Consider the following 18,569-nt stretch of genomic DNA (forward strand, 5'->3'; position numbering starts at 1 on the left):
GCTATGGCAAGCGACGAGAGCTTCAGACGAAGGGGATCACCAGGATTTCAGCGCCCTCAGCGTCGGCGTCTTCTTGAACATATGCTCATCCATTCGGGCAAGCAGGCGGTCGAGCAGTTCGATGGCCTGGCCGACGGCCGGTCCCTTGTTGAGCATGACGCATTCCGCCCTGGCGGCCATGGCGGCATCGGTCATTTCGCCACGGGTCGGTATGCCTTCCCGCACCAGGTCCTCGAGCACCTGCGTCGCCCAGACGGCGGGGACGGACGCCGCCTCGCTGATCCAAAGGATCTCCTCCTGCATTTCCGCCAGCCGTTCGAAGCCGATTTCGGCCGCGAGATCGCCGCGCGCGATCATCACGCCGAAGGGGCCACGCCGCCGTGCCCGGGCGATCAGCGCCGGCAGGTTGCGCACGGCCTCGGGCTGCTCGATCTTGGCAATCAGGCCCAGCGTGCGGTCGGCCATGCCGTGGCGGGCGAGCATGCTGTCCAGCAGGTCAATGTCTTCCGGGCGGCTGACGAAGGAATAGCCGATCATGTCGGCGCATTCGATCACGGTGACGAGGTCGGTCTCGTCCTTGGCGGTGAGCGGTGACAGGCCGAGTGCGGTATCCGGCAGGTTGATGCCCTTTTCCGGCTTCAGCCTGGTGCCGCGCGCCTTGGTCTTGTCGACCCGGATCACCGCCTCGCCTTCTCCCAAGCTTTCCACCACTGCTTCCAGCTTGCCGTCGTCATAGCGCACCCGATCGCCGATCGAAAGGCGCGTCACCATTTCGGGAAGGGAGACACCCGCCGAATAGAGCACCTCGGCACAGGTTCTGGGCAGACCCGAGGCCACGAGGCGGATCCTGTCTCCCGGCTGGAGCCGCGATTTCTTGTCGGGCATCTGCACGGCAGCCGTGCGGATCTTCGGGCCGGCAATGTCCATCAGCACGGTGATGTCGCGGCCCGTCGCGGCACCGGCGGCGCGGGCGAATCCGGCCATTGCGCGCCAGGCCTCGGGGCCGTCATGCGCGCAGTTGATCCGCGCCACGTCCATGCCGCGCCGCGCCAGGTCGAGGATGAAGTCCGGCCCTGCCGCCGCCTCGCTCGGCAGCGTCACCATGATACGCGTACGCCGGTTGACCGGCGGTCGGCCGAACAGGGCCGCCGACGCCTCTTCGAGCCGCGCCTCGCCGCGGAAGAACCCTTCCTCCAGCGGCATGGCAACAGGGCTCTGACGGCCGGCGAGAGCGGCCAGCGCAGCAATGACGGCGTCCAGCGTCGGGAGGACGCGACTTTCAAGACGACCGAGCGAGGAGAGTCCGAGACGCATCAACCGCCGCTGGAGCGGGCGGATGTCGTGATGGCGCAGGCAGAGATAGTGGGCCAGATTGACAAGGGCCGGATCGACCGGCGCTGCACCGCTGCCGGTAAAATCCTCGATCAATGCCGCCGACGCCTCGATGACCGTGGCGCGCAGGGACAGCATATCCTCGAGCAGGGCCGAGGCCTGCAGCATCTCTTGATGAAAATCCTGGCCGTTCATGCACCATGTCCCCTATGGCCTCGCCATGTCTCGGCAGGATACGAGCGCTGATGCGCAGTAGCCGGCAGGCCATTCTGGAGGCGAACTGCATCCAGTTCTAGTCCTCGCACTTGACCGATATGTGACGGTATCACCCCGGGCCGCGGGCATCAGGATGGGACCCGCACCCCTCCTTCCGGCCAATAGCGCCTCGCCGCATTCCTCCCTACATTGGCCGTCCGAGCATTCGTCGCCAGGGAGGGGTCATGCGGATCGCTTTAATGTCGGATATCCACGGCAATCGCCAGGCTTTCCAGGCCGTCCTCACCGCCGCCGCAGAGCGCGGCGCGGAACGCCATGTGATCCTCGGGGACATTGTCGGATACGGCGGCGATCCAGTGTGGTGCGTGGACAAGACGATGGCATTGGCGGCGGAGGGCGCGATCGTCATTCGTGGCAATCATGACCAGGGCGTGGCCGATCCGTCGGTGTCGATGAACGAGGTGGCACGGGCGGCGATCGACTGGACGCGCACCCAGTTGAACGACGAACAGAAGGCCTTCCTCGCCCGGCTGCCTCTGGAGGTCGAGGATGGCGAACGTCTCTACGTCCATGCCGACGCGTCGGCCCCGGCCCGCTATCATTACGTCACCGATGCGGAAACTGCCGCTGCGCATCTTCAGGCCTGCCGCGCCCGCATCAGCTTCTGCGGCCATGTCCACCGCCCGGCGCTCTATGGTCTCGGACCGAACGGCAAGACCACGGCCTTCACGCCGACATCGGCGCAGGGCATTCCGCTGCTTGCGCAGCGCCGCTGGCTCGCCGTCATGGGCGCGGTGGGGCAGCCCCGCGACGGCAATCCGGCTGCGGCCTTCGGCATTCTCGATACCGACCGTGGAGAGATCGAATTCCACCGCGTCGGCTATGACATAGAGGGAGCAGCCGCTAGGATCAGGGCCGTGGGGCTTCCCGACGCACTGGCGTTAAGGCTCTTCCGGGGGAAATAACCGAGGGGACGGGGCGAATGCCGAAGACCAGAATACACCCGGGCGACGTGATCGACGGCTTCACGATCGGCGAACTCGCGCATCGGGGCGGCATGGCGAAACTCTTCAGCGTCACCCATCCGGACTACGATTTTCCGATGCTGATGAAGGTGCCGGAAATGGGGGCCGGCACGGACCCGGCCATGATCGTCGGCTTCGAGATGGAGCAGATGATCCTGCCCCGGCTCTCCGGCCGGCATGTGCCACGCTTCGTCGCCAATGGCGACTTCGCCACCCAGCCCTACATCGTCTTCGAGCGGCTCACCGGGAAATCGCTCTATCCGATGCTCGACGATCTGCCACGACCGCCCGAGGAGGTCGCCTCGCTCGGCTGCCGGATCGCCGCGGCCCTCGTAGACCTGCACCGGCAGAACGTCGTGCATCTGGACATCAAGCCGTCGAACATCATGTTCCGCGAGACCGGCGAGGCGGTGCTGGTCGATTACGGTCTCGCCCGGCACCTGCATCTGCCGGACCTAATGGACGAGGAGTTTCGTCTGCCCTATGGCACGGCACCCTACATGGCGCCGGAACAGATCCTCGGTGTACGCAGCGACTTCCGCAGCGACATCTTTGCGCTCGGCGTCCTCCTGTATTTTTTCGCGACGGCGAAGCGCCCCTTCGGTGATCCGCAGCGGCTGAAGGGCCTCAAGAAGCGCCTGTGGCGGGATCCCGTGCCGCCGCGGGCGCTTACACCAGATCTGCCCAAGCCGCTTCAGGAAGTCATTCTGCGCTGTCTCGAAATCAACCCCGCCCGCCGCTATCCGACGGCCGCGCAACTGATGATGGACCTGCAGGATCTCTCAAAGGTCACGCTCACCGCGCGTGCCGAAAAGCTCGAGCGCGACGGATGGGGCGCAGTGATCAAGCGGCGCTTCAACCCGGACCCAATGGAATTGCTTCGCCCGCAGGCGGCGACGGAGACGGCCGCGGGAGCGCCGATCGTCATGGTGGCGATCGACCTGTCCGACGGCTCGGACGAGCTCGCCGACGCATTGCGCCTGACCGTCAGTCGCATCATCGAGAAGACGCCCAATGCCCGCATTGCCTGCCTGAACGTCCTGAAAATCGCCCGCATCAGCCTTGAAAGCGACCTCGACGCGGAAGGCAACAACAAGCATGTGGCCCGGCTCGTGCAGCTCAAGCATTGGGCCGAGCCGCTGAAGGCGCCGGAGGGAACGATCACCTACCATGTGATCGAGGCGATCTCGCCGGCCGCGGCGATCCTGGATTATGCCCGCCAGAACATCGTCGATCACATCGTCATGGGCGCACGCGCCAATTCGACCATGCGCTCGCTGCTCGGCAGCGTATCCGGCGAGGTCGCCGCGACCGCACCCTGCACCGTCACGGTGGTCCGTGTGCGGCCGCCGGGCGATGCCGCCGAATAGAGAAGGCCGTCAGAGACGCAAGGCCCAGACCGTTGCGTGACCGACGCTGTCGGCCGGCGCCGAGAGACGGGCCGAACGCACAGGTTCGAAGCCGGCGATCCGCTTGGTGCCGGCGATCCGGCCATCATCGGCGAACACCTCCACCGACCCATAGTCCAGGAAGATGCGCAACCGGCGCACCCGCGCGCCCTCGACGATGTAGCGAGGGCTCTCCTCGCTCCCGTTCTCATGACGCAGCCACAATCCCGTTTCGTCCTGGACCAGGCCCAAGGTGACGCCCGGGTGGTGGAAAGCAAGCTCGAACGGCAGCCCGGCTTCGGCAAGCTCGAGCAGGAGCTCGACCGCGCCGTTGGGGAACGTCACCGTCTCGCCGGCTGCCAGGCGGGTACGGTCGATGATATGACTGCGCAGGCTCTCCGCCGCGCCGATCGGTGGCGTGAGCAGTTGCCCGTCCTCCAGCCTCAGCGTGCGCGGCAGGGTCATGGCCGAGGGAAAGTCGATGGTCGGGCCGGTATCGGCCCAATTGCCGAGCCAGCCGATCCCGACCGGCGTCGCGCCGTCCATGAAGGCCTGAAAGGCATAGTTGTCGGTGATGAAATCGAGCTCGCGGCTGAACTCGCGGGAGAAGCTCCGGCCGTCGAACCAGCCGACGTCGACCATGGTCAGGTTCCGGCGCCCGGTCCGCTCGTCCCTGCCGTTCATCAGTCCGTAGATCAGGGCCCAGCGCGTCGCGGGGTCGGTCGCCTCGCCGTCGAGCGGCAGCAGGCACGGACATTCGATCGCCGTTGTCCGGTGACGCGTCTCGATCAGCAGCTTGCCCAGATAGGTCCAGCCGCCGGCCGCCTGAACATCCTCCGTCTCATAGAGCAGGATCACGCCGCCTTCGTCGCTCTGGCTGCCGAGCAGCATCTTCCAGCGACCGTCCGGCCCCTTGAAAACGTAGGGATCGCGAAAATCGAGCGTCAGCCCCTCGCCTTGCGGTCGATGCGGCAGGATGACGGTGGCCTCGCCGGCAGAGAAAAGATCGGCCGAGACGGCCGACATCTGGATCTCCTGTTCCGGCTGGCGATCGCTGACCTTCTCGGTGAAGAACACCCGGATACCCGGACCGTTCGGCAGCGGAATGGCCGAGCCGGAAAAGGCGCCGCCGCGCTTGTCGGGACGCGCCGAGAGCTCTTCCGAGGGAAACAGGAACACCGGCAGGTGCCGCCAGCGCAGGTAGTCGGACGAGACCGCATGTCCCCAGTGCATGTTGTTCCACATCCGGCCGTGGGAGTAATGCTGGTAGAACAAATGCGGCCGGCCGCCGAAACGGCCGAAACCGTTCGGGTCGTTCATCCAGCCGAAGGGCGGGCGGAAATGGTAGGAGGCGGGAAGGTCCGGCGGGGCATTGACGGGATTGGTGTGCAACACGGTGATGCCGGTTTCCAGCACGTCGGCGGCGGTGAACCAGTAGGCGACCGAAACCGATGTGTCCGCACTGTCATAGCGCAGCTCGATGCGGCCGCCGCCGAAGACGTGGTAGATGCGGAAGGAGTTTTCCTCGGCATTGACCGCCTGTACCTCGCCGAACTTGCCGTTCGCGCTGTGAAGCGAGACCGATCCGGGCCTGTCCGGATGAACGGCCTTCAGCCACAGATGCAGGGTGGTGTTGACCGGCAGGTCGGCGGAAATGATGCGCAGGGTGTCTGGTCCGCCCTGTGGTGTCGCCCCGCTTTCCGGCATGACTTCACCGCTTCGTTCCGGGGCATCGCCATTCTGCGCCGCCATGCCTCTTGTCCTTCCGTTCATATTTTTCTTTCGACAACGACCGGACCGGCGCGTCAGTTCCCACGAGGTTCGAGCCTCAGCGTCTCACCGATCCTCAAGACCCGCGCCCGGTGGTTGCCGTCGCTTGCGGCGAGGAAGCGATCGGCCGGCGCGCGGAGCGGCTCCGGCGACAGCGCAAAGGTGCCCCAGTGAATGCCGATGCCGAGCGTAGCGCGCAATTCGGCGAGAATAAGGGCGGCGTCTTCCGGCGTCGAATGCATGCCCGCCACCAGCGGCGACGGCTCGAATGCGCCGATCGGCACCAGCGCCAGATCATAGGGACCATTCCTCCCGCCGATCTCGCCGAAGATCGGGCCATGGGCGCTGTCGCCGACGAACAGCGCTGAGCGACCGGCAGCCCGGATATCCCAGACATAGGCCTCGCCGTCGAGCTTGGCCAAGAGGTTGCGGCGCGTGCCGTGGACCGCCGGAAAGGCGGTGAACCGGGCACGGCCGGCGACGATCGTTTCGCCGACCAGCGGATGTTCGACCGTCGTAAAGCCCGCCTTTTCGCCATGGCTTTCCAGACCGTCCGGCAGGACGATCCGGGCCTTGGGGAAGCGTGTGGCCAGCACCTTCAGGGTCGGGCTGTGCAGATGGTCGTAATCGCCATGCGACAGGAGAACGACATCGATCGGCGGCAGGTCTTCAAGGCCGAGCGGGGCCAAGGCATGGCGGTGCGGCAGCGGGCTTTCGAGCGAGAAGCCGACGGGGAGGACCGGATCGGTCAGGATGGTTACGCCGCCAAGCCGCAGCAGCACGGTGGAATGGCCGAGCCAGGTGAGGCTGTCGCCGCAGGTGCCGAGCCCGGCCAGCGCCTCTTGCCGCGACATGACCAGGCCGTCGTCCGCCTCCGCCCGGCGGACATAGAGGCCGGAGGCAATGTTCAGATGGTGCAGCGCCAGACCGGCCGAGCGCAGGCCGGGCGGCAGAAGGGCGGGGTGATGCGGGCTGTCCGTGGTCACCGCGTGGCAGCCGGCGAGTGCCGCGCCGAGCAGGGCGACCGACAGCACGCGGCGCAGGGTCCGCCAAGGGCGCCGGGCGACGCGGCCCGGAGCCGACGGCAGCGTCCGACCAAGCCGTGACTGCAGGCGGTGTCGGCTCTGCACCTGCATCCGCCAAGGCAGCGAACGAAGCCACGGACGCCGCGCGACGGAGACCGGCCGGGCGTCCGCCCCCTCGTCCGCGTCAACACGCCCCTGCCCCTTGCCCATTCCGCCCCCAAAACCCCCGGATTTTCCGGGGTATGCCCCGTGATCATTCAGCCGCATCGGTCGACGCTTTGCAAGCGGCATCGCCGATCGGCCTCCTCGTCTTTGGTCTCCTTTCTCGCGTCCCCGTCCCCGTCCTCCGTCGCCCTTTCGTCACCGAACCGTCACCGTTTCTTCATCGGCCTGTGACCGACACGCTCTATCGCGAGGTCCAGCACATCAATCCCGGACCTGGAGCCGCCATGCGCCTGACCGCCCCGATCCCTGCCGTGTTTCTGGCCACGTTTCTCGCTCTGTTTCCGCTTCTGCCTTCCGATGCGTCCATTCCGCAGCGCGATCATGCCGGCTTGATCCGCGAGCGGCTGGCCAATGCCAACCGCTTTCGCGACCATGTCATGGTGGTGGCGCATCGGGCCGGGTGGAAGGAAAACGGCCAGGTGGTGCGGGCGGAGAATTCGAAGGCGGCGATCGATCATGCGACGGCGATCGGGGTGGAAATGGTCGAGCTCGACGTGCGCCGCTCGAGGGACGGCGTGCTGGTCGTCATGCACGACGAAACGCTGGAGCGGACCACGACCTGCCGCGGCAAGGTTGCGGATCTCACCCTTGCGGCGCTCAAGGCCTGCCGGCTGATCGTCGAGGGGACGGGGATCGTCACCGACGAGGCGGTGCCGACGCTTGCCGACATGCTCATCCATGCCCGCGGCCACATCCTCGTCAACATCGACAACAAGCTCGAGCCGGAGGACCTCGCCGAGATCGTCGAGACGGCACGCGGGCTCGACATGGCCGACGGCATCCTGATCAAGACGGCGATCTGGAACGACGAGCGGCTGGACCGCGCCCGCGCCGTGATCGACACGATCGGCCCGGACATCGCCTTCATGCCGATCCTCGCCGACGACGCGGTGCGGGACGCCGCCTTTGTCGACAGGGTGGCGCAGACATTCTCGCCGCAGGCCGCCGAGATGATCCACTGGCGCCGCAGCGCCGCCGAGCCGCTGACCGAGGCCGGGGGGCCGCTGTTTTCGCCGCGCGCCCGGGCCGTTGCGGTGCGCGGCAATTTCCACCTGTGGATCAACACCTATCTGATCACCGACCGGCCGGAGGGCATGGTGGCCGGCGGGCGCGGCGACGGGCTGGCCTTTGCGCAAGGGCAGCCCGAGGCGGTCTACGGCTTCTGGGTCGAGCGCGGCGCGACCATCATCCAGACCGACGAACCGGCGGCGCTGATCGGCTGGCTCGACCGGCAGGGCTATCGCCGGCACTATGGCGGCGGCGACAGCTGAGGGTCCGGGCGAAGGCGGGGTCGCTTGTGTGGGTAACTCGCAGCGCTTGGAGCGTGCGGCCCCTCATCCGCCCTTCGGGCACCTTCTCCCCGTGGGGGAGAAGAGGAGGTCGGGCGAGACGTAGCGCCTCAGGCCAAAAAGAAGCCGGCAGCTGACGCTGGGCCGGGTGCCGGGTGATGTGTCGGCGTGAGCGTTGGCGCTTGGCCCCTCATCCGCCCTTCGGGCACCTTCTCCCCGCAAGCGGGGAGAAGGGAACGGCTGTGGCGGGGATAGGCGGGTCTCAGGCAGCTTTGGCGCTTTCCCCATAGGGGTTGAACCGGCCGTAGAAGGTCTCGCCCCTGGCGGCCATGTCCTTGAGGAGCGGGGTCGGCTGGAAGTGGTCGCCGTATTCCGCGGCGAGCTTTTCGCAGAGTGCCACGAAGGTCTTGACCCCCATGCCGTCGATGTAGCTGAGCGTGCCGCCGGTATAGGGGGCAAAGCCGAAGCCGAGGATGGAGCCGACATCGGCTTCGCGCGGGTCGGTGACGATGCCCTCTTCCATGGTGCGGGCCGCTTCCAGCGCGATGGTGACGAGCAGGCGCTGCTTGAGCACTTCGACGTCGACCTCGTCGGCCTTCTTCTGGGCGAACATGTCCTTGAGGCCCGGCCAGAGGAACTTCTTGGCGGGCTTGGCCGGATATTCGTAGAAGCCCTTGCCGTTCTTGCGGCCGCGGCGGTCGAGATCGTCGACCATCTTGTTGATCAGCGCCATGTGCTTCGGCTCGACCGAGGCTTCGCCGAGATCGGCGATCGAGGCCTTGAGGATCTTCTGGCTGAGGTCGATCGCCACCTCGTCGTTGAGCGACAGCGGGCCGACCGGCATGCCGGCCATCTTGGCGGCATTCTCGATCATGACCGGCGGCACGCCCTCGATCAGCATGTCATAGGCTTCGTGGATGTAGCGGAAGACGCAACGGTTGACGTAGAAGCCGCGGGTGTCGTTGACGACGATCGGGGTCTTCTTGATCGCCGCGACATAGTCGAGCGCGACGGCCAGCGCCTTGTCGCCGGTTTCCTTGCCGAGGATCACTTCGGTCAGCATCATCTTCTCGACGGGCGAGAAGAAATGCACGCCGATGAACTGGGCCGGGCGCTTCGAGTTCTTGGCCAGGCCGGTGATCGGCAGGGTCGAGGTGTTGGAGGCGAAGATCGAGCCCTCGGGGAGCACGGCTTCGACCGCCTCGATTACGGCCTTCTTCACGTCGCGGTCTTCAAAGACGGCCTCGACGACGAGGTCGGCATCCGACAGCGCGGCATAGTCGGCGGACGGTGTGATGAGGGAAAGCAGCTTTTCGCCGTCTTCCTTCGACATCTTGCCCTTGCCGACGGCGCCGGCGACAAGGCCCTCGGAATGGGTCTTGCCCTTGGTGGCGGCTTCGATGTCGCGGTCGATCAGGACAACCGGGATGCCGGCGGCGGCGGTCACATAGGCGATCGAGGCCCCCATGAATCCGGCGCCGACGACGCCGACCTTGTTGAACTGCGACTTCGGAACGCCGGCCGGACGGCGGGCGCCCTTGCCGAGCTCCTGCATCGAAACGAACAGCGAGCGGATCATCGAGAAGGCTTCGGTGGTCTGGACGATCTCGGTGAAGTAACGCTGCTCGACCTTGAGCGCGGTATCGAAGGGCAGCTGCAGGCCCTCATAGACGCTCTTCAGGATGGCAAGGGCCGCCGGATAGTTGCCGGCGGTCTCGCGGCGCAGGATGGCGGATGCGGCCGGCCAGAGCTGGGCGGCAGCCGGGGTCCAGATGCCGCCGCCGGGAACCTTGAAGCCCTTTTCGTCCCAGGGGGCGACGGGCTTCAGGCCGTCCTTGATCATCTGTTTGGCGGCCGGGATCAGCTGGTCGGGCTCGACCACCTGGTGGACGAGGTTCATCGCCTTGGCGCGCGAGGCGGTGAGCGACTGGCCGGTGGTCATCATCTGCAGGGCGTCCTGCGTGCCGGCAAGGCGCGAAACGCGCTGCGTGCCGCCGGCGCCGGGGAAGATGCCGACCTTGACTTCCGGCAGCGCGAGCTTGACCGACTTGGCATTGGAGGCGACACGGCCGTGGCACGACAGCGCCAGCTCGAAGGCGCCGCCCATGCAGGTGCCGTTGATCGCGGCGACCCAGGGCTTGCCGTTGGTCTCGATCTTTCGCCACAGCCAGGACATGCGGCCGGCGGCGTCGAACAGCTTCTTGACGGCGCTATCCGGATCCTTCGCCTTTTCTTCCTCGAGCATGGCGAACATGCCCTTGATCATGGTGAGATCGGCGCCGCCGGAGAAGGTCGACTTGCCGGAGGTGAAGACCACGCTCTTGACGGCTTCGTCGGCGACGGTGGCGTCTACGATCGCCTCGATCTCGTCCATCACCTCGACGGTGAAGACGTTCATCGACTTGTCGGGCATGTTCCAGGTGACCAGCGCAATGCCGTCGGCGTCGGTCTCGATGGTGAAGTTCTTGTAGGTGCTCATGATGGGATTCCTCTTCCCTTGAATTTCGCGATGTCGCCGCCGCTCCGAAACAGGTGCGATCCGGCGGGGTTAAGCCCCTCCCCCTTGTGGGGAGGGGTTGGGGAGGGGAATTTGTGCAAAGGCCCCTCCCGCCTGCCGGCCACCCTCCCCACAAGGGGGAGGGTTAAGCCCCCCTCAAACCCTTTCGATGATCGTCGCCGTGCCCATGCCGGCGCCGATGCAGAGCGTGACGAGCGCGGTGTTCAGGTCGCGGCGCTCCAGTTCGTCGAGCACGGTGCCGAGGATCATGGCGCCGGTGGCGCCGAGCGGGTGGCCCATGGCGATCGCGCCGCCGGCGACGTTCATCACGTCGTGGCTGACGTTGAAATGCTGCATGAAGCGCAGCACGACGGCGGCAAAGGCCTCGTTCAGTTCGAACAGGTCGATGTCGGAAATCTTCATGCCGGAGCGCTTCAGCAGCTTCTCGGTGACGTCGACCGGGCCGGTCAGCATCAGGGCCGGGTCGGAGCCGATATTGGTGAAGGCGCGGATGCGGGCGCGCGGCTTGATGCCCATCGCCTGACCGCCGGACCTGGAGCCGACCAGAACGGCGGCGGCGCCGTCGACGATGCCCGACGAATTGCCGGCATGGTGGACGTAGGAGATCTTTTCGATTTCCGGATGGGCCTGGATGGCGACGGCTTCGAAGCCGCCCATCTCGCCCGGCATCTGGAAGGAGGGGTTGAGGCCGGCGAGCGACTGCATGTCGGTGGTCGGGCGCATGTGCTCGTCGCGGTCGAGGATGACAAGGCCGTTCTGGTCCTTCACCGGGATGACCGACCTGGCGAAATGGCCCTTTTTCCAGGAGGCGGCGGAGCGCTTCTGGCTCTCGACGGCATAGGCGTCGACGTCGTCGCGCGAGAAGCCATATTTGGTGGCGATCAGGTCGGCGGAGACGCCCTGCGGCATGAAATAGCCGGGGAAGTTGACCGAGGGGTCCATGTACCAGGAACCGCCCGCCATGCCCATGCCGATGCGCGACATGCTTTCCACGCCACCGGCGATGACGATGTCGTCGGAACCGGCCTGGATCTTGCCGGCGGCAAGGTTGATGGCGTCGAGGCCGGAGGCGCAGAAGCGCGAGATCTGGATGCCGGGGGCGGAGAAGGCATAGCCGGCCTCGAAGGCGGCCGCCTTGGGGATGACGGCGCCGGCTTCCATGACCGGATCGACGCAGCCGAAGATGATGTCGTCCACGGTGGAGGTGTCGAGGCCGTTGCGGTCGCGGAGCGCCTCGAGCGTCTTGGCGGCCAGGCGCGGGGTCGGCACTTCGTGCAGCGATCCGTCCTTCTTGCCGCGCCCGCGGGGGGTGCGCACGTGGTCGTAGATGAAGGCTTCAGTCATGATTTTCTCCCTTGGGGCGCGCGGGCGCCTTTGAATTTTCTGCGGCCATCTTGCGACAGCCCCTCATCCGCCTGCCGGCACCTTCTCCCCGCAAGCGGGGAGAAGGCCACGTGTCGCAACGTCGATTTTTCTCTCGACGGCTCTCGTGGCACGTCCCCTCTCCCCGTTCACGGGGAGAGGGCTAGGGTGAGGGGCATACCATGCGGCCCCCTCATCCGGCCCTGTTGAGCCACCTTCTCCCCGGTGGGGAGAAGGGGAGGATCAGAACGCTTCCGCCGCCATTTCCATGACGCTGTCGGCGCCGGCTTCGATGCGGATCTTGCGCAGCGCGGTTTCCGGCATGATCTTCTCCATGAAGAAGCGGCCGGTCAGAAGCTTGTTCTTGAAATAGTCGGCATCGCCGGTTCCGGCGGCCAGGTTTTCGTTGGCGGCCTTGGCCATTTTCGCCCACATGTAGCCGAGGGTGACGAGGCCGAAGAGGTGCATGTAGTCGGTCGAGCCGGCGCCGGCATTGTCGGGCTTGGCCATGGCGTTCTGCATGAACCACATGGTCGAGGCCTGCAGGTCGTTCAAGCCCTTCTTCAGCGACTTGGTGAAGAAGGCGAGGTTCTCGTCATTGCGGTTCTCTTCGCAGAAATCGCCGATTTCCTTGAACATGGCCATGACGGCGCGGCCGCCATTGGCGCCGAGCTTGCGGCCGACGAGGTCGAGCGCCTGGATGCCGTTGGCACCCTCGTAGATCATCGCGATGCGGGCATCGCGGACATACTGACTCATGCCGTGTTCTTCGATATAGCCGTGGCCGCCGAAGACCTGCTGGGCCATGACGGCATGGTCGAAGCCCTTGTCGGTCAGGACGCCCTTGAGGATCGGGGTGGCGAGGCCGAGCAGGTCGTCGGCCGTCTGCTTCTCGGCGGCGTCGCCCGAACGGTGGGCGATGTCGGACTTCAGCGCCGTCCAAAGCGTGAAGGCGCGGCCGGCTTCGGTGAAGGACTTGATGGTCAGAAGCGCGCGGCGGATGTCCGGATGGACGATGATCGGGTCGGCCTTCTTGTCCGGCGCCTTGACGCCCGACAGGGAGCGGCCCTGGATGCGCTCGCGCGCATAGTTGACGGCGTTCTGGTAGGCGACTTCGGCGATCGACAGGCCCTGGAGGCCGACGCCGAGGCGGGCCTCGTTCATCATGACGAACATGGCGGCAAGGCCCTTGTTCTCGGCGCCGAGCAGATAGCCGGTCGCCTCGTCATAGTTCATCACGCAGGTCGAGTTGCCGTGGATGCCCATCTTGTGCTCGATCGCGCCGCAGGTAACGGAATTGCGCGCGCCGACCGAACCATCTTCATTGACCATGAACTTCGGCACGATGAAGAGCGAGATGCCCTTGGTGCCTTCCGGGGCGCCCTCGATGCGGGCGATCACCAGATGGATGATGTTGTCGGTCATGCCGTGTTCGCCGGCGGAGATGAAGATCTTCTGGCCGGAAATCTTGTAGGAGCCGTCGCCCTGCGGAACGGCCTTGGTGCGCAGCAGGCCAAGGTCGGTGCCGCAATGCGGTTCGGTGAGATTCATGGTGCCGGACCAGGTGCCCTCGACCATCTTCGGCAGGTAGGTCTGCTTCTGCGCCTCCGAACCGTGCACGAGGATGGCGGCGATCGCGCCTTGCGTCAGGCCCGGATACATCATCAACGCCATGTTGGCGGACGACATGTATTCGCCGACGGCGGCGTGCAGCGTATAGGGCAGGCCCTGGCCACCATATTCCTGCGGCACGGCGAGACCGATCCAGCCGCCCTGACAATAGGCGTCATAGGCTTCCTTGAAGCCCTTCGGCACCGTCACGCTTCCGTCGTCGTGGCGCTTGCAGCCCTCCTGGTCGCCTGAGAGATTGAGCGGGAAGAGTTGTCCCTCGGCCAGCTTCGCAGCCTCGCCGACAATGGCCTCGATCATGTCGGGCGTCGCATCCTCGAAACCGGGCAGGTTGTGGTAGCGTTCGAGACCGAGCACGTCGTTCAGAATGAATAGGGTGTCGTTTACCGGGGCCTTGTAGACGGGCATGAATCATCTTCCTCCGAGACTGGATACCGGACCGAGTCCGGGTGGCTTCAGGCTATATATAAAATATTGACGTTTGCGTAAACGTCAATATTTGCCGTCACGTCGATTTTTTGGTGTCCGCTCCGATCGACCGACCGCTCCCCCGCCGGCTGCCCGACGGCTCCCAGGTCGCGTGCCCGACGGCTCCTCGCGACGAAGATAGTCAGCAATCGTTAAAAGTTTTTTCAGGCCGGTTAACGGGTTGTTTACCACGTTTCGTGAATTGTTGCGGGTGAAAGGTGATGATCCGCACTGCGTCGCGCCGCCACCCGGACAACCGGTCGACGTCGATGCCACGCAGCCCTTCCGGGACATGCTGGAAGGAAGCGATCATCGCCACGTCTGACACTCCGCAGGGCCCATGTGCGGGACGACCTGAACCGAAGCGAGCAAGACCATGAACGGATCGCGATCTACTCCTTCCCGCCAAGGCGGCGCGTCATCGCTCGATGCGTTGAACCGCACGATCGAAGGGCTGGAAGCACGCATCGAAGGCCTGATGGGAACGACGGCGCGCCCGCGCCCGGCGGAAGAGCCACGCCGTGAAGGTGTGCGCGAGGGAGTGCGCGAACGGGTCGAGGACCGGCTTTCGCGATCCGAGCAAGACCATCGACCCGATCCGCTGGCCGAGATCCGCAAGCGCCAGCGCATGCTTGAGGAAAGCCGCTTTCGCCCTGGCGATCGCTCCACCGATCGCCTCGCCGGGTCCGCCCGTGGCGAGCGCATGAGCGATCGCATCGACCCGGCTGCGGCCATGACGCAACCCCGTGCCGTTGCCGCCCAGGCACCGGCCGCCTATCCGGCGGACGCCATCACCCGCGAAATCACCCAGGCCCTGCTCGGGCTCCGCCAGGAGCTGAAGCAGGATATTTCCGAGGGGCTGGCGCGCGAGATCAGCGGCCTGCGCAACGAAATGCGCGGTATCCGGGCGATCGCCGAAGAGCAGCGTCCATCGGCCGACATGCGCGAGGACATCGCCCGCCTGGCCGAGAGCATTCATCATCTGGGCCAGGTCAAGGCGCCTGGCGCTGACGGCCTGCGCGCCGAATTCGAGGACCTGCGCTCGCTGATGGACGGGCTGGCGCGCGAGGATTCCGTGCGCCACATGGAAAGCCGCTGGGAGCAGATCGAGGAGCGCCTGGAGGACATCGATCCCGCAGCGTTGCGCGACGAACTCGTGCGCCTGGCCGAGCGGCTGGACGATATCAAGGCACATCTGGGCAAGATGGGCGACAATCGCGCCATCCATGCACTCGAGGACAAACTCGTCACGCTCGCCGCGGCACTCGAACATATCGGCGCCCATATCGATCCGAGCGAGCGGATGATGCAGGAGCAGTTCGCCGGCATCGACATGCGCCTCGACGAGATCACCAGGGCGATTGCCGCAGGCACGCGCGGCGCCAACGCCAATCCCGACCATTCCACCTTCCAGCGCATCGAGGACCGGATCGCCGGTCTCGCTCGGCAGATCGAGATCCTCGCTCATAACCCGCAGCCGGAGACGGATGTCGCAGGCGAACTCGCCAACCGGATCGAAACGCTTGCCACGCGCATCGAGGAACTGACCGCGGAACAGGCCGCCAACCGGCTCGAGGAGCGTCTCGACCACCTGTCGCAGCTTCTGGAGCGGGCACAGACGCCGATGCCGCAGCCTGAACTGACGGGCTATCTGGCCGATATCTCGCGCAAGATCGACGCCCTCGACCACGGGGCGATCAACGACCGGCTGGCTGACCGTCTCGACATACTTGCGCGTCGCATCGAGGAGATCGACGTTGCGGAACCGACCCCGGCACGGATCGACGACAGCGTGCTTCGCCATTTCGAGGAGCGTCTCAATGCCGTGGTCGACCGGCTGGAGGAGACCAGCGCTTCACCGGCTGGCGACAATGCCGGCCTGCGCGGCCTTGAAGAGCAGATCGCCCATCTTTCGGCCCTGATCAGCAGCCCCGCCGCCGGGTCGGATACGGCTAGCCCCTTCGCCGGCCGGATCTCGGCGCTCGAAGACTATATGGCGACCAGCGACGAATACATCATCGAGGCGGCGCGCCAGGCCGCCGAAACCGTGATGGAAAGCTATGCCCGCCAGATGCCGGCGGAGCGCGGCGGCACGACCGATGTCGCGGCGCTCTCCGCCTTGTCGGAGCACCTGCGCGAACTGCAGGACTACAGCCGCAATTCCGAGGAGCGAACCCACCGGACCTTCGAGGCCCTGCACGACACGCTGGTGCAGATCGCCACCAGGCTCGACCAGATGGGCGAAGGCCCCGAGCACCCCGCACCCGCAGCCGCGCCATCGGCGGCTTCTCCCGCGGCTGCGCACCCGGCCGAAGCTGCCGCCATCCCGCCCGCTGCCGCGATGGCGCCATCCGCCGCCGCACCGCAGGCGGTCAACGGCCATGCGCTCGATCGTGAGCAAGTCGATACGCTGCTGATTAGCGAAACACCGATCTCCCATGGTCCGCGCGGCGAAAGGAAGGCCGAGAAACCCGGCCTGCTCGCCGGTCTCGGCAAGCGCCTGCTGCCGGGACAGAAGAAGGAGGAGGCAACCGCATCCGGACGCCGCCACATCGATCAGGCCCCGTCGATCGACCCGATCGAGGTGCTGCCGCCGGAAGAGGCGAACGAACTGCTGGAGCCGGGTTCCGGCGCGCCCGACGTGCGCAAGATCCTGGAACGCGTCCGGGCCAGCCAGGCCAATCAGGGCGCCAAGGGGAGCCCCGAGGCCGATGCGGACCGCGCCGACTATATCGCCGCCGCGCGCCGCGCCGCGCAGGCTGCGGCCATGGAGATGGAAAGCACGCCGAGGAGCATCACCGCCGCTCCGGCCAACGCGGGTGAAAAGCTCTCGAGCCTGGCGCGCTACCGCCGGCCGATCATGCTGGCCGTCGGTGCGATCCTGCTCGCCGCCATGGCGATGCCGCTCATCAACACGCTGACGCGCGGCGAGGCGCCGCCGGCCGCGATCGAGGCTCCGACGGCAGAGGAAAGCAGCCTTGCGCCGTTGGCCGACGATGCGCAGACGCTCCCTGAGGCCGCCGCCGGACCTGCATCGGCCGAGGCGTTCGAAACCGCTGCGGAGCCGGATATCGGCGAACCGTCGAGCACGCCCGAGGCGACGTCCCAGGCCGGTGCAGCGCTGGTCGAAGGCACGCCACTCGGCGAGAGCAATCCCGATCCGCTGATGCCCGCCGGCCAAGGCGAGGCTCAGGTCGATGGGTTTGCCGCAGCACCGGGCGCCGCCCCCGCCGTTGCAACTGTGGACACGACGGTTGCCGCCCAGCCCGCTGCGGAACAGCCCCCGACCCAGGCGCAGACCCAGGCCGCCGAGATCACCGTTCCAGCGGAAATCACGCCGCCATCCCTCTCGCTTGCCGCCAAGCAGGGCGATCCTCTGGCGCTGTTTGAAATCGGCGCGCGCTACACCGACGGTCGTGGCGTCCCCGGCGATTTGGCCGAGGCGGCCAAATGGTATAAGCTTTCGGCCGACCGGGGTTTCGCCCCCGCCCAGTACCGGCTTGCCAACCTCTACGAGAAGGGCACGGGCGTGCCGCGCGACATCGCCGCGGCGAAGTCGCTCTACGAGCAGGCGGCCGCCGCCGGCAATGCGAGCGCCATGCACAATCTGGCCGTTCTCCACGCGTCCGGCAGCGACGGGGCGCAGGACTATGCCAAGGCGGCCGAATGGTTCGGCAAGGCCGCCGAGCTCGGCGTTTCCGACAGCCAGTTCAACCTGGCGATCCTCTATGCCCGCGGCAACGGCGTGCCGCAGGACCTCGAAGCCTCCTACAAGTGGTTCGCGCTGGTGGCCAAGGAGGGGGACAAGGACGCCGCGCAGAAGCGCGACGAAGTGGCCAATGCGATGAAGCCGGACCAACTGGAGCGGGCGCGCGCAACGGTCGACCTGTGGAAGGCCAAGCCGCTCGACGTCAATGCCAATTCGGCCAATGTGCCGGACGAATGGGTCGGCAAGGGCCTGAAGACCGCCAGCGTCGACATGAAGAAGGCGATCCGCAACATTCAGGCGATCCTCAACAAGAACGGTTTCGAAGCCGGCACGCCGGACGGCGTGATGGGAGCCAAGACCGTCTCCGCCATCAAGGCCTTCCAGACCTCGATCGGCCAGGAACCGACCGGCCAGGTGAGCGACAAGCTGGTGAACGAACTTCTGGCGCGCAACAAATAAGCGTGACGCGTCATAAAAATGGAAAAAAGCCGGCGTATGGCAGGCATACGAATTGACTCGCCCTGCCTGCGGGCGCAAGAAAGAACTGACATAGGTCAAGTCCGATCAAGGACTTGAGCCTGTTTCGCTTTCTGCCGAACACAGGCGGCATCCC

General features: G+C 66.1%; 11 protein-coding genes. 4 read left to right on the forward strand and 7 right to left on the reverse strand.

The window, feature by feature from the left end; translation table 11 throughout:
* Positions 1-36: 36 nt before the first annotated feature.
* Positions 37-1,527 (reverse strand): pyruvate kinase, encoded by a 1,491-nt coding sequence (locus RHIZ70P_RS00955; RefSeq protein ID WP_115668511.1) that lies wholly within the window; start codon positions 1,525-1,527, stop codon positions 37-39.
* A 245-nt stretch (positions 1,528-1,772) separates the two neighbouring features.
* Here RHIZ70P_RS00955 and RHIZ70P_RS00960 point away from each other — a divergent pair, with 245 nt between their 5' ends.
* A complete protein-coding gene (locus RHIZ70P_RS00960) occupies positions 1,773-2,513 on the forward strand; it encodes a metallophosphoesterase family protein (RefSeq protein WP_115668512.1) in 741 nt (246 codons plus the stop codon).
* 17 nt (positions 2,514-2,530) lie between these two features.
* Positions 2,531-3,943: a serine/threonine protein kinase gene (locus tag RHIZ70P_RS00965; protein WP_115668513.1), complete on the forward strand. Its 1,413-nt coding sequence runs from the start codon at positions 2,531-2,533 to the stop codon at positions 3,941-3,943.
* 9 nt (positions 3,944-3,952) lie between these two features.
* On the opposite strand, the gene RHIZ70P_RS00970 is transcribed toward RHIZ70P_RS00965, so the two are convergent.
* Positions 3,953-5,668: a GH32 C-terminal domain-containing protein gene (locus RHIZ70P_RS00970; RefSeq protein ID WP_115669021.1), complete on the reverse strand. Its 1,716-nt coding sequence runs from the start codon at positions 5,666-5,668 to the stop codon at positions 3,953-3,955.
* Between the two features lie 98 nt (positions 5,669-5,766).
* Positions 5,767-6,861 (reverse strand): MBL fold metallo-hydrolase, encoded by a 1,095-nt coding sequence (locus tag RHIZ70P_RS00975; protein ID WP_181903915.1) that lies wholly within the window; start codon positions 6,859-6,861, stop codon positions 5,767-5,769.
* Positions 6,862-7,205: 344 nt separating this feature from the next.
* Here RHIZ70P_RS00975 and RHIZ70P_RS00980 point away from each other — a divergent pair, with 344 nt between their 5' ends.
* On the forward strand, positions 7,206-8,252 hold the full coding sequence (locus tag RHIZ70P_RS00980; RefSeq protein WP_115669022.1) for a glycerophosphodiester phosphodiesterase family protein: 1,047 nt from the start codon (positions 7,206-7,208) through the stop codon (positions 8,250-8,252).
* Between the two features lie 280 nt (positions 8,253-8,532).
* Here RHIZ70P_RS00980 and RHIZ70P_RS00985 read toward each other — a convergent pair whose 3' ends face one another.
* From RHIZ70P_RS00985 to RHIZ70P_RS22890, 4 genes are all read right to left on the reverse strand, one after another.
* A complete protein-coding gene (locus RHIZ70P_RS00985) occupies positions 8,533-10,749 on the reverse strand; it encodes an FAD-dependent oxidoreductase (protein WP_115668515.1) in 2,217 nt (738 codons plus the stop codon).
* A gap of 174 nt (positions 10,750-10,923) precedes the next feature.
* Positions 10,924-12,132, reverse strand: a complete 1,209-nt coding sequence (locus RHIZ70P_RS00990; protein WP_115668516.1) for an acetyl-CoA C-acetyltransferase — start codon at positions 12,130-12,132, stop codon at positions 10,924-10,926.
* Between the two features lie 261 nt (positions 12,133-12,393).
* Positions 12,394-14,187, reverse strand: a complete 1,794-nt coding sequence (locus RHIZ70P_RS00995; RefSeq protein ID WP_115668517.1) for an acyl-CoA dehydrogenase C-terminal domain-containing protein — start codon at positions 14,185-14,187, stop codon at positions 12,394-12,396.
* A 202-nt stretch (positions 14,188-14,389) separates the two neighbouring features.
* Complete coding sequence (locus RHIZ70P_RS22890; RefSeq protein ID WP_181903916.1) at positions 14,390-14,566, reverse strand: hypothetical protein; 177 nt, start codon at positions 14,564-14,566, stop codon at positions 14,390-14,392.
* A 57-nt stretch (positions 14,567-14,623) separates the two neighbouring features.
* Here RHIZ70P_RS22890 and RHIZ70P_RS01000 point away from each other — a divergent pair, with 57 nt between their 5' ends.
* Positions 14,624-18,415 (forward strand): SEL1-like repeat protein, encoded by a 3,792-nt coding sequence (locus tag RHIZ70P_RS01000; protein WP_115668518.1) that lies wholly within the window; start codon positions 14,624-14,626, stop codon positions 18,413-18,415.
* Positions 18,416-18,569 lie beyond the last annotated feature (154 nt).

The organism is Paenirhizobium selenitireducens ATCC BAA-1503 (assembly GCF_900492185.1).
Lineage (GTDB): Bacteria > Pseudomonadota > Alphaproteobacteria > Rhizobiales > Rhizobiaceae > Allorhizobium > Allorhizobium selenitireducens_A.